This window comes from Nocardioides sp. (genome assembly GCF_030655615.1).
Classification (GTDB): Bacteria; Actinomycetota; Actinomycetes; order Propionibacteriales; family Nocardioidaceae; genus Nocardioides.
Window position 1 is genome coordinate 1 of sequence record NZ_JAURVJ010000214.1, and the last position, 11,896, is coordinate 11,896.

General features: G+C 71.6%; 11 protein-coding genes and 1 pseudogene. 7 read left to right on the plus strand and 5 right to left on the minus strand.

Translation table 11 applies throughout. The annotated features are described in order from the left end of the window. Nucleotides 1-375, minus strand: a pseudogene (locus Q7T52_RS18895) (hypothetical protein); the annotation flags it as partial. 372 nt (nucleotides 376-747) lie between these two features. Here Q7T52_RS18895 and Q7T52_RS18900 point away from each other — a divergent pair. Next, complete coding sequence (locus Q7T52_RS18900) at nucleotides 748-2,259, plus strand: toll/interleukin-1 receptor domain-containing protein (protein ID WP_304805101.1); 1,512 nt, start codon at nucleotides 748-750, stop codon at nucleotides 2,257-2,259. A gap of 436 nt (nucleotides 2,260-2,695) precedes the next feature. Here Q7T52_RS18900 and Q7T52_RS18905 read toward each other — a convergent pair whose 3' ends face one another. Then, a complete protein-coding gene (locus Q7T52_RS18905) occupies nucleotides 2,696-3,493 on the minus strand; it encodes an aminoglycoside adenylyltransferase domain-containing protein (RefSeq protein WP_304805102.1) in 798 nt (265 codons plus the stop codon). 55 nt (nucleotides 3,494-3,548) lie between these two features. Here Q7T52_RS18905 and Q7T52_RS18910 point away from each other — a divergent pair, with 55 nt between their 5' ends. Next, complete coding sequence (locus Q7T52_RS18910; protein ID WP_370692344.1) at nucleotides 3,549-4,268, plus strand: YoaK family protein; 720 nt, start codon at nucleotides 3,549-3,551, stop codon at nucleotides 4,266-4,268. Here Q7T52_RS18910 and Q7T52_RS18915 read toward each other — a convergent pair. Both Q7T52_RS18915 and kstD read right to left on the minus strand, forming a co-directional pair. Continuing rightward, the gene (locus Q7T52_RS18915; protein ID WP_304805104.1) at nucleotides 4,239-5,117 is read right to left on the minus strand and encodes a MaoC/PaaZ C-terminal domain-containing protein; all 879 of its coding nucleotides are present in this window, start codon (nucleotides 5,115-5,117) and stop codon (nucleotides 4,239-4,241) included. The genes Q7T52_RS18910 and Q7T52_RS18915 overlap by 30 nt on opposite strands. After that, nucleotides 5,117-6,898: a 3-oxosteroid 1-dehydrogenase gene (gene kstD / locus Q7T52_RS18920; protein WP_304805105.1), complete on the minus strand. Its 1,782-nt coding sequence runs from the start codon at nucleotides 6,896-6,898 to the stop codon at nucleotides 5,117-5,119. The genes Q7T52_RS18915 and kstD overlap by 1 nt, the downstream gene beginning before the upstream one ends. 34 nt (nucleotides 6,899-6,932) lie before the next feature. Between kstD and Q7T52_RS18925 the strand changes: the two genes are divergently transcribed. The 5 genes from Q7T52_RS18925 to Q7T52_RS18945 are packed head-to-tail and all read left to right on the plus strand — an operon-like array spanning nucleotide 6,933 to nucleotide 11,261. Further along, complete coding sequence (locus tag Q7T52_RS18925; protein WP_304805106.1) at nucleotides 6,933-7,751, plus strand: 2-keto-4-pentenoate hydratase; 819 nt, start codon at nucleotides 6,933-6,935, stop codon at nucleotides 7,749-7,751. 2 nt (nucleotides 7,752-7,753) lie between these two features. Then, nucleotides 7,754-8,695 carry an acetaldehyde dehydrogenase (acetylating) gene (locus Q7T52_RS18930; RefSeq protein ID WP_304805107.1) on the plus strand — a complete coding sequence of 314 codons (942 nt, stop codon included), beginning with the start codon at nucleotides 7,754-7,756 and terminating at the stop codon, nucleotides 8,693-8,695. 47 nt (nucleotides 8,696-8,742) lie between these two features. Then, the gene (dmpG, locus tag Q7T52_RS18935) at nucleotides 8,743-9,834 is read left to right on the plus strand and encodes a 4-hydroxy-2-oxovalerate aldolase (RefSeq protein ID WP_304805108.1); all 1,092 of its coding nucleotides are present in this window, start codon (nucleotides 8,743-8,745) and stop codon (nucleotides 9,832-9,834) included. 16 nt (nucleotides 9,835-9,850) lie between these two features. Next, entirely contained in the window at nucleotides 9,851-10,543 is a 693-nt protein-coding gene (locus Q7T52_RS18940) for a YafY family protein (protein WP_304805109.1), read from the plus strand. A gap of 58 nt (nucleotides 10,544-10,601) precedes the next feature. Next, complete coding sequence (locus Q7T52_RS18945) at nucleotides 10,602-11,261, plus strand: hypothetical protein (protein ID WP_304805110.1); 660 nt, start codon at nucleotides 10,602-10,604, stop codon at nucleotides 11,259-11,261. Here the strand turns inward: Q7T52_RS18945 and Q7T52_RS18950 are convergent. Then, the coding region (locus tag Q7T52_RS18950) for an alpha/beta fold hydrolase (RefSeq protein WP_304805111.1) at nucleotides 11,258-11,896 on the minus strand (639 nt) is incomplete at its 5' end. The two genes, Q7T52_RS18945 and Q7T52_RS18950, sit on opposite strands and share 4 nt — an antisense overlap.

Below are 11,896 nucleotides of genomic sequence, written 5' to 3' on the forward strand. Positions count from 1 at the left end.
GCGCAACGCGTCGACCTGCGCGTCGGTGGGGTCGCCGCTGTCGGCGAGGTCGAGGACCAGCTGCTCGCGGCTGACGCCGACCCGGCAGGCGGCGTCCTGCACGCCGTGCAGTACGAGCCGTTCGGTCAGGCCCTCGATGCCTGTCGCCCGGGATGTCGCCTCAAGCTTGGCGCACGGGTCGGGCGGCCGCAGCGGCTCGAACGAGCCGCCGCCGTGAGCGAGCTGCACCCACAGCACCCCGCTCACCAGGGCGAGGGCAACGATCGGGAGGGCGATCCAACGCGCAGCTGCTGGCCGCGTCGCCACCGGGCGCTTCGCGGATCCGGCCTCGACGTCCAGGTCGACCTCGGCTGGGTCGTGGCGCGTACCGGACACGCCCTCATCCTGACCGACAAGCCTGGCAACGAGCGCCTTGCACCACCGGTGTCGTGTCGAACAACGGCGTCGCACTGTTGGGCGACCCGGCCATGCGACGCTGACTCAGCTCGTGACCAGGTTCTTGCCGCCCGACTCGAACTTGAGTGCCTGCTCCCATCGTTCGGCCCGACTGCGGAAATCTGCGCACTCGCGACTCACCTAGCCAAAGCGCGCACGTGACCCTCCGGTCACCCGCTGCACAGGCGGGGAATGACGCAATGACGTGGTCGCCGTTTGGGCGCAGCCCGGTAATGAACAAGGCTCTAGCCCCGACCTGCGTGGGCGCCGTAACGACCCTGCACTGTCGGACGTCGTCGTTAGGGTCAGAACATGAGCAACGACGACAGCAAGCGGGTGTTTGTGTCCTACGTCCGGGAGGACTCCGACGCGGTGGATGACCTGTGCGCAGTGCTCGAAGCCGCGAAGATCCCGTACTGGCGCGACCGGAACGACCTCGGCCCCGGCGACGCTTGGCGCGCGAAGATCCGCGAGGCCATCCGCAGCGGCTCCATGGTGTTCCTCGCCTGCTTCTCCGACAAGTCCCGTGCCAAGGACAAGTCCTACATGAACGAGGAGCTGACGCTCGCCGTGGACGAGTTCCGGCAGATGCCGCCGGGCCGGACATGGCTCATCCCGACCCGCTTCGACGGTGGCGACCTGCCGTACTGGGACCTCGGCGCGGGCCGCAGCCTGGATGACCTCAACTACGTCGACCTGTTCGGCAAAGCGCACGCCGCTGCGGCGGCAAAGCTGGTCACCACCATCCACGGGCTCATGGGGGACCGGCAGATGAGCCCGGCTGCTGCCTTGGAGGCAGTCGAGCGGGCCAACGCGGGCAGCCGCGTCGACCTGCTGAAGCAGTTGACGAAGGACATGCTGGTCGACCCGGCTAAGCGCATCCAGTTGGACGACCTGGTGTCGCAGGAGGTGCAGCGCATTCTCGCCGCCATCAACGACGACGACCGCGTGGCCGGGCCGGTATCTGGTACCAACGAAGAACGCATCGTCAAGTACGCCACCGCAGCGCAAGAGATGTGGGACCTCGCCAAGCCGTTCTGCGCGTCCCTGCAGGTCGCAGCTCGCTACGGCACGCCGGACGTCTTGGCGCCCTGGGTCACCGGCATCCGGTCGCTGGTGCAGGCGCCGCTGAAGGTCCGGTCCGGCGACTCGACCCTGCTGGACCTCGGGCTGCTGCCCGGCATGGTGGCGATCATGACCGCCGGCATGGCTGGGGTCTCGGCCCGCAGGTACGACAACGTCAAGGCGCTGGTGGCCGACCCGATGGTGAGGTCCAAGTACGACTCCAAGCCGTTGCCGATCCTGATGGCAGTAGACCCGTTCTCGCCCTTCGACAGCCAACAGTGGACGGCCAACACCTTGGCTCGAGGGACTATCGAGGGCAAGCCGTTCGCAGAGGCGTTGTCCGATATGACCGAGAACCGCGTCGGCAAGTACCGCACGCCCATCGGCGAGTGGCTGCATATGTCGCTGCGCCCCCTGTTCGCCGACCAGTGGCCCGACGCAGACGCCTTCGCTCTCGAGTTCGACCGCGCGGAGGTGTTCCTCGGCATCCTTGGCCAGGACGCCGTCAACGCCCGCACAGCCGCCAACCCCGACGCTCCGGGCTGGGGCAGGTCGCACTGGTTCGGGCGGTCGGCGTGGCGAGCGGGCCACGGCCACGGCAACCCTGTCGAGGACCTCCAGTACGAGCTGGGCACCGAGGGTGATCGGTGGGGGCCGCTGCGGGCCGACCTGTTCGGCGGCGATGCCGAGCGGGCAAGCGCCGCCGTCGAGCGTTACAAGGGCGACTTCGACAAGATGGCCGGTCGGCACGCCTTCTAGGTCGCCAGCAGCAGCAACGCAGGACCGACCCAACCCGCGGGTCCCGCGCTGCCGCCGCTCCCGCGTGGCCCACGGGGTCTAGGTGCGGTCGATCAGCCGCTGGCGCGCCTGCTTGGGCGGACGCGAGTCGATAACGGGGAGGTTGGGCCTACTGTCGCGCCCGCCACCCAAGGTTGCATCGTCAAAAGCGCCTACCTTGGCACCTTGATTGTGACGCCTGGACCGGCCCAACCGGAACCAACAGTGTTCCTCGCTGTGACGGTAATCCTGTAGGTGCCAGGCCTAAGTGCGCCTGTCGCGAAATGGACGGCTCGGCCGCTGATGGAGCTTGACCCGGTCGCCCGGACACCACCTGAGCTCCAGCGCAGGTTCGATCCCGGACATCGACAGTCGAGCCGGCACACGACGTAAGTCATTCTGGAGCCGTTAAGACGCGCTAGTCCCTCGCCTCGAGCGCAGCCTGCCCAGCCAACCGGACCACGTCCCACACGAGCGCCCGGGTCGGCGCGACCAGGGCAGGGTCGCCCTGCCGGTGCACGCGGTCCCACGGGTGCGCCCGGTCCGCGAGAGCAGCCTCGATGACCGGTCGGTGCACGGCCGGAGCGTGCTCGAGCGCCCAGCGGGCGGCGGCCTCCTTGCCGACCACCTCGGCAAAGGTCGCGGTGTAGAGGATCCGGCACGAGGTGAGCACGCAGTAGGGCTGGAACCAGGCGTTGGCATACCAGGACGGGTCGTCCTCGAGCTGCTCGGCGCGGGCCCGGGCGACGCCCAGGGCCTCGGCCCGCAGTGCCGACGCCGGGACCTCGGCGACCAGGTCGCGCGGCGATGGACCGCGGAGCACCAGGCCGCGCTCGCGGAGCAGCCACCGGGTGTGGGCGGTGTTGTCGTGGTCCGACGCCTCGAGGTCACGTGAGCCGTTGTCGACGTAGAGCCAGCGCTTGCCGAGGGTCATCGGGCTGCGCAGGTCGGCGAGGTCGGCGTACGAGCCCTCGAGGTGGGCGGCCCAGCCGCCGGCGTCGGGCCGCCGGGCGTGCAGCACGCGCAGCGCGGCCTCGGCCTCGGGGGTCGGGCGGCCGTCGGTGACGACCAGGAAGTCGACGTCGCTCCACTCGTCGGCGCACCCCAGGGCGAACGAGCCGACGAGGTAGGCGCCCACCAGCTGGTTGCCCAGAGCGGCCTCCGCGCCGGCGACGAGGTCGTCGAGGACCCCGCGCAGGTCGGTCGGGAGCGTCACCCCGTCACGCTATCCGGGACGGCCGCCCGCGCGACGTCGGAGGCGGCACGACAGGATGCCCGTCGTGAACTCCTGGGTGACGCGGGTGTCCCGCGACCGCATGCACCTGTCGTTGATGCTGGTCCTGACCTTCGGGACCGGGATCATCGACGCCGTCGGCTACCTCGGGCTCGACCGGGTCTTCACCGGCAACATGACCGGCAACGTCGTCATCATCGGTATGGCGGTGGTCGGCGCGGACGACCTGCCGCTGCTCGGGCCGTTCCTCGCCCTGGTCGGGTTCCTCGCCGGGGCCGCGGTCGGCGGGCGGGTGCTCAAGACCGCGCCGTCGGTCTGGTCGCTGCGGACGACGCTGCTCTTCGCCTCGGTCGGGGTCGTCGAGCTCGCGCTCGCCGTCGTGCTGCTGGTGGCCGGCGACGAGCCAAACAGGGGGATCGGCATCACCACGACGACGCTGCTTGGTGCCGCGATGGGTGTGCAGGCCGCGACCGCGCGGTTCGTCGCCGTCAAGGACGTCACCACGGTCGTCGTCACCTCGACCCTCACCGGCCTGGCGGCCGACTCGGTGCTGGGCAGCGGCAAGGGTGGCGGCAGCGGGCGCCGGGCGTTCGCCGTCGTGCTGATCATCGCCGGTGCGGCCGTCGGCGCGTTGCTGCTGAAGTGGCACCTTGCCGCCGGTCTGGTGCTGGCGGGCGTGGTCGTGCTCGGCTGCACCCTGGTGGGCGCCTGGCACGACCGGTTGGTGTCAGGCCAGGTCGAGCACGACGTCGCCTAGCACCGGCGCACCGTCACGGTCGCCACCGGCGACCAAGGCGGTGCCGACGATGCGGCCGTCCTCGCGCCAGCCGCGGACCCTGATCGTCTCGCCCGGGAAGACCACCCCGGAGAACTTGGCGGCGAACCCGCCGACCTGCGTCGCGTCGCCGTCGAGCAGGGCGTCGGTCAGCTCGCGCAGCACGATCCCGTAGGAGCACAGTCCGTGCAGGATCGGGACGGGGAAGCCCGCGCTCTCGGCGAACGCGGGGTCGGCGTGCAGCGGGTTGCGGTCGCCGCACAGCCGGTAGAGCAGCGCCTGCTGCGGGGTGACGTCGTAGGACGTGTCGGCGTCGGGGTCGCGGTCGGGCACCTCGACCGGCGTCGAGGAGCCGCGCTCGCCGCCCCAGCCGCCCTCGCCCTTGACGAAGATCGAGGAGCGCGTGGTCCACAGCGCGTCGCCGGCGTCAGACCGGGCGACGCCCTCCTGCCAGATGACGGCGGCCTTGCCCTTGTCCCAGACGTCGCTGATCGTCGTCGAGACCGTCGCGGAGCCGGAGGTCGGCAGCGGCCCGTGCACCGTGACCGCCTGCGAGCCGTGCACCACCTGGCTGAGGTTGATGTCGCAGCCGGGCAGGTCGAGCGGCGGCGGGTCGGTCTCGTGGAAGGTCGGTACGACGACCCCGAACGACGGCAGCACCTGCAGGCCCGGTCCGTCGAGCGTGTAGGCCAGCGCGGCGGGGGACAGGTTGTCGCCCGGGCGGGAGCCGGCGCCGATGCCGAGGTGGTAGAGCAGCACGTCGCTCTCGGTCCAGCTGAACGCGCGCTCGCCGAGATCGGCGCCGATCGCGACGTCGGGGTCGATGGGCATCAGCTGGCCTCGGGGGTCTCGACCCGGGCTCGCTGGCGCTCGCCCGGCTCGACCACCCCCTCGGGGGTCTCGACCCGGGCTCGCTGGCGCTCGCCCGGCTCGACCACCGTGCTGCTGCGCGCGATGTCCTCCGCGGCGAGGTAGCCGAAGACGATCGCGGGGCCGATGGTCGCACCCGGTCCGGCGTAGGTGTGGCCCATCACGGCCGACGAGACGTTGCCGGCGGCATAGAGGCCCTCGATGACCGATCCGTCGGCGCGCAGCACCCGGGCCCGCTCGTCGGTGACGAGGCCGCCCTTGGTGCCGAGGTCGCCGGGAACGATCTTGACGGCGTAGAACGGCGCCTGGTCGATGACGTGGAGCGAGGGGTTCGGCTTGACCGTCGGGTCGGAGTAGTACTTGTCGTAGCCCGAGACGCCACGGTGGAAGTCGGCGTCGTCGCCCTTCTCGGCGAAGCCGTTGAAGCGCTCGAGCGTCGCGGTGAGGTTGTCAGCGGGTACGCCGATCTCGGCGGCCAGGGCCTCGATCGTGGCGGCCTTCCTGATGGTGCCGTGCTTGTACCAGCGGCCCGGGAAGGGCTGGCGCGGCATCAGGCCGGCGAACAGGTAGCGGTTGCGGTAGCGCTGGTCGATGACCATCCACGACGGCACGTGGCCGACGCCGGTGGCCTCGCCGTCGTACATCGCGTGCACGGCCTCGACGTAGGGGAGCGCCTCGTTCATGTAGCGCTTGCCGTCCTGGTTGACGATGATCGAGCCCGGCAGGTTGCGCTCGGCCAGGCAGAACCACGGCCCGCCCGGCAGCGGGATCGTCGGCCCCCACCAGGCGTCGTCGAGCAGCCCGGTCTCGGCGCCGGCGGCGATGCCCGCGAGGATGCCGCCGCCGGTGTTGAACTCCGAGCCGGTCGTCCAGTCGACCGAGGTCGGCTGGGGCTGGTACTTCTCGCGCATCTCGAGGTTGCGCTCGAAGCCGCCGCTGCCGAGGATGACGCCGCGCCGGGCGCGCACGACGTGCTCGGTGCCGTCGCGGAGGACCTTGACCCCGGCCACGCGGCCGTCCTCGATGAGCAGGCCGGCGAGCTCGGCCTCGTAGTGCACCGGGACGCCGGCGTCGACGAGGCCCTTGCGCAGGCCGATCGCGATGGCGTTGCCCATGGCGTACATCCGGCGACGCAGGGCGAGGCTGATGATCCGCTTGACGAGGACCTTGGCCATGGTGACCGGGCCGCGAACCGTGCGGACGCCGAGGTTGATCTTCCGGAAGTCGGCCTGGGTGACGATCATGTTGGCCGGAGCCTTGGCGTACTGCGGGTGCAGCCGGTCGAGCTCGGCGCCGAGGAAGCGGGCGTCCATCGGGATCGGCTCGCAGCTGCGGCCCTTGAGCCGGCCACCGGGGGCCTCGGGGTGGTAGTCGGCGTAGTCCTTGACCCACTCGAAGCGCAGCGGCGTGTGGGCGCGGACGAAGTCCATGACCTCGGCGCCGCGGTCGACGTAGGTGTCGCGGCGCACCTTGGGCACCTCGTCGCCGACGATCGAGTCGAGGTAGCGCTTGGACTCCTCGAGGCTGTCGGCCTGGCCGGCCGCCTTGAGCGCGTAGTTGCCAGGGATCCAGACGCCGCCGCCGCTGCGGGCGGTCGAGCCGCCGAAGTAGGCCGACTTCTCCAGCACGACGGTGTCGAGACCCTGCTTGCCGGCCGCGAGGGCCGCCGACATGCCGGCCCCGCCGGCTCCGACCACGACGACGTCGACCTCGCTCGGCAGCGCCGGCACAGGGGTGCTCATGGCGCGAAACTGTAACAGGTTCTAGTATTCGTCCGTGACCTCTCAGCCCACCCTCGCGGGCGACATCTCGGCGGCGGTCGATCGGCTCGCCACGGCGCTCGAGACCCGCGTCCCGTGTGCCGCCGTGCGTGACCTGATCGGCACCGACGACCTGTCGGCGGCGTACGCCGTCCAGCAGGGTCTGGTGGAGCGGCGCCTGGCCGCCGGGGCGAGGGTGGTCGGTCGCAAGATCGGGGCGACCTCCCAGGCCGTGCAGGACCAGCTCGGCGTCGACCAGCCCGACTTCGGCTACCTGCTCGACGAGATGGACGTGTCGCACGGCGTCGACGGGTCCCCGATCTCGATGGCCGGGCTGCTGCAGCCGCGGGTCGAGGCCGAGGTCGCCTTCCTCCTCGCCGCCGACGTCGCGCCCGCCTCCGAGTACGACATCACGCTCGAGCTGGTGCGGGCCGCCGTCGAGGTGGCGCTGCCCGCGCTCGAGATCGTCGACTCGCGCATCGCCGGCTGGGACATCACGTTCACCGACACCGTGGCCGACTGCGCCTCCAGCGCCCTCTACGTCGTCGGCCGCGACGGCCGGCCGCTCGACGAGCTCGAGCCCCGCGACGTCGTCATGTCGCTGACCATCAACGACGAGGAGCGCTCGTCGGGCACCGGCGCCGCCTGCCTCGGCGACCCGCTCGAGGCGCTGCGCTGGCTGGCCGTGCAGGCCCACCGCTTCGGCGACCCGCTGCGCGCCGGCCACCTGATCCTGTCCGGGGCCCTCGGCCCGTTCGTGCCGTTCGCCCCGGGTGACCGGGTCACGGCGTCCATCAGCGGGTTCGCCCCGCTGACCGTCTCCTTCCAGGAGTAAGCGTGACCAACAAGCCCCACTCCCACAAGCTCACTGCCGCCATCGTCGGACCCGGCAACATCGGCACCGACCTGCTCTACAAGCTGCTCCGCAGCGACGTCATCGAGCCCCGCTGGATGATCGGCGTCGACCCGTCGTCCGAGGGCCTGCGCCTGGCCGCCGACAAGGGCCTCGAGGCCAGCCACGAGGGCGTCGACTGGCTGCTCAAGCAGGACGAGCTGCCCGACCTCATCTTCGAGGCCACCTCCGCCTACGTGCACCGCGAGTACGCCCCGCGCTACGAGGAGGCCGGCATCGTCGCGATCGACCTGACGCCCGCCGCCGTCGGCCCCGCCGTCATCCCCCCCGTCAACGGCGAGGAGCACGTGGGCGCGCCCAACGTCAACATGATCACCTGCGGCGGCCAGGCCACGATCCCGATGGTCGCCGCCGTCTCCCGCGCGGCAGCGCCCTACGGCGGGGTGTCCTACGCCGAGATCGTCGCCTCGGTCTCCTCCATGTCGGCCGGTCCCGGCACCCGCGCCAACATCGACGAGTTCACCCGCACCACCGCCTCCGGCGTCGAGAGCATCGGCGGCGCCGCCCGCGGCAAGGCGATCATCATCCTCAACCCGGCCGACCCGCCGATGATCATGCGCGACACGATCTTCTGCGCGGTGCCGCCCGACATCGGCCAGGAGGGCCGCGACGCGATCGTCGCGTCGGTGTTCGACATGGAGAAGGCCGTCCAGGAGTACGTCCCGGGCTACCGGCTGCTCCAGGAGCCCCAGATCGACGACCCCTCGCCCGCGACCCAGGGCCAGACCAAGGTCGCGATCTTCGTCGAGGTGGAGGGCGCCGGCGACTACCTGCCGCCCTACGCCGGCAACCTCGACATCATGACCGCCGCGGCCACCCAGGTCGCCCAGCACATCGCCCGCGCCAAGCTCAACCACGGCGGCTGAGGTGCGAGCGCAGCGAGCCTCGAAGCCCCGTGACCGGAAGGCCTGACATGACCACCACTGCCACCAGCAATGCTGCAGACCGCGACACCCTGACCCGCACGTGGAGCGACGATCTCGACCTGCGGCTGACCGACACCTGCCTGCGCGACGGGTCGCACCACAAGCGCCACCAGTTCACGGCCCAGGAGGTGCACGACATCGTCGAGGCCCTCGACGACTCCGGCGTCCCGGTCATCGAGGTGACCCACGGCGACGGGCTCGGCGGCTCGTCGTTCAACTACGGCTTCTCCCGCACCCCCGAGCAGGAGCTCATCAAGATCGCGGCCGAGACGGCCAAGCGCGCCAAGATCGCGTTCCTCATGCTCCCCGGCGTCGGCACCAAGGACGACATCCGTGCTGCCCAGGACAACGGCGGCCAGATCTGCCGGATCGCGACACACTGCACCGAGGCCGACACCTCGATCCAGCACTTCGGCCTGGCCCGCGAGCTAGGCCTTGAGACCGTCGGCTTCCTGATGATGAGCCACACCCAGCCGCCCGAGGTGCTCGCCAAGCAGGCCCGGATCATGGTCGAGGCCGGCAACCAGTGCGTCTACGTCGTCGACTCCGCCGGCGCGCTCGTGATGGAGCAGACCGCCGACCGGGTCGCCGCTGTGGTGGCCGAGATCGGCCACGAGGCCACCGTCGGCTTCCACGGCCACGAGAACCTCGGCCTCGGCGTCGCCAACACCGTCATCGCCGCCCGCGCCGGCGCGACCCAGATCGACGGCTCGGTCCGCCGCTTCGGCGCCGGGGCCGGCAACACGCCGCTCGAGGCGTTCGTCGGGGTCTGCGACAAGCTCGGGTGGTCGACCGGCATCGACTTCCTCACCATCGTCGACGCCTCCGAGGACGTCATCAAGCCGGCGATGCCCGAGGAGTGCCAGCTCGACCGGATGACGCTGATGATGGGCTACGCCGGCGTCTACTCCTCGTTCCTCAAGCACGCCGGCAACGCCGCCGAGCGCTACGGCGTCCCCGGCGCCAAGATCCTGCTCGAGGCCGGTCGCCGCAAGCTCATCGGCGGCCAGGAGGACCAGCTCATCGACATCGCGCTGATGCTGAAGGCCGAGCAGGAGAAGCTGGCCGCCAACGCCTGATCCCTACGCTGGCGGCGTGAACCGGACCGACCGGCTGTACGCCCTCGTCGAGGAGCTCCGCGCCGTCGCGCCCCGGCCGCGGTCGGCGACCTGGCTCGCCGCCCGGTTCGAGGTCAGCGCCCGCACGATCGAGCGCGACCTCGACGCGCTCCGCGAGGCGGGCGTGCCGATCTGGGCCGAGGCGGGGCGCACCGGCGGCTACACGCTCGACCGCGAGCGCACGCTGCCGCCGCTCGCGCTGACGGCCGACGAGGCGCTCGCGATCTCGGTGGCGCTGCGCTCGGTGGCGGGATCGCCCTTCGGCTCGGCAGCCCGGACCGCGGCCCAGAAGGTGTTCGCGACCCTGCCCGCCGACGTACGACGGACCGAGGAGCAGCTCGCCGCCAGGCTGCACCGCGTCACTGAGCCGGCGCCGGCCGCGCCCTGGGCCGACGACGTCGTCGCGGCCGTCGGCTCGCGGCGCGTGCTGTCCCTCTCCTACGTCGACGCGGCCGGGGCGCAGACGCGGCGCGACGTGGAGCCGCTCGGCCTGCTGCACACCACGGACGGCTGGCTGCTGCTGGCGTGGTGCCGCCTGCGCGACGGCGTGCGCGGGTTCTTCCTCGACCGGGTGTCCGACGTGGTCGTGCAGCGCGAGGTGGTCACCGTCCGCGACCTCGAGCTCGGCGACGAGCTCGACCGGATCGACGCGCGCCCCTTCCTCGACTGACGAGGAGGACGGGAAACACCGACAGGACGGTGTCGCGAACGCGCTCCAGGCTGGTGCCATGACCAACATCGAGATCGAGAAGATTCCCGCGACCTGGTGCCGGATGTGGAACGAGGACGCCTCCCTGGCGCATGACCTGATCACCGACGACGGTCGTTGGTGGTCCGGGAAGAGCGACATCGCCGACGGCTTCGTGGGCCCTGACGACACGGGGGCGTTCGTCCAGACCTACCAGCGTGACGTCGGCAACCTCTTCACGCCGCGCACGCTCGTCCTCGACGGGGCCGACCGCCTCGCCTACACCTGGGACGTCACCCTGCGCGACGGCACCGTGTTGACCGGCGCCGACGTGTGCGTGCTGCGCGACGGCAAGGTCGTCCTCAACTGGACGCTGCCGGCCGACCGGCGCGACGAGACCCCCGACCCGCCGACCGGCCGGGGGAGCGCCACCCGCGACGAGATTGGCGAGCTCGTCCGGGGGTGGTGCGCCCGGTGGCAGGACGTCGCGGACGACGACGCGGTCTTCTGGGGCCCGACAGACCGACGACGCGACGAGAGCGTCGAGCTGCACGGCGACCCGGTCGTCGACGTGGCGGGCCAGAGCGTCGCCCTCACCTGGTCGGCCGGTGGCGTCGGAGGCATCGACGTCCTCGTGCTCGACGGGGGTCGGGTCGGCCGGGCCTGGTCCTTCGGGGGCCAGCGGCCCCACCTGCTCTAGAAGCGCCTGAGCCAGGCCATCGTCTCGGCGATCTCCGCCTCGGGGTGCTCGGGGAGGTGACCGCCGGTGTCGCTGATCCGCAGCTCCGCGCCGCGGATGCGCGAGGCCAGCCATCGGCCGTGCGCGGGCGGGCAGGACACGTCCTGGGCGCCGTGGGTGACGAGCACGGGTACGTCGATCCGCGCCAGGTTGAAGCCCCACGGGCGGGCGAACGCGAGCACGTCGTCGACGGCACCACCGATGCCGTCGACGGCCTGCTCGGCGACGATGCGACGCCAGTTGTCGCGCAGGTCGGCACGGCTGAGGAACGCGACGTCGACCTCGCTGAGCCCCTCGCCCATCAGGTCGGCGGGGTCGTCGTCGACCGCGGCCTCCATCTCGTCCTGGAGCCGGCGCACCTCGGCAGCGACGCGGGACTCGCCGGCCTCGGCCCAGGCGAGCTCGGCGGCGAAGCCCTCGCCCATGCCGTCGGTCCAGGCGCGGCGCGGCATCCCGCCGACGCCGACCGGGGCCAGGCTCGACTGGCAGGCCACGGCGGTCACGCGGTCGGGCAGCAGCGCGGCGCAGGCCAGGGCGTGCGGCCCGCCGCCGGAGCCGCCGACGACGGCGAACCGGTCCAGGCCGAGGTGGTCGGC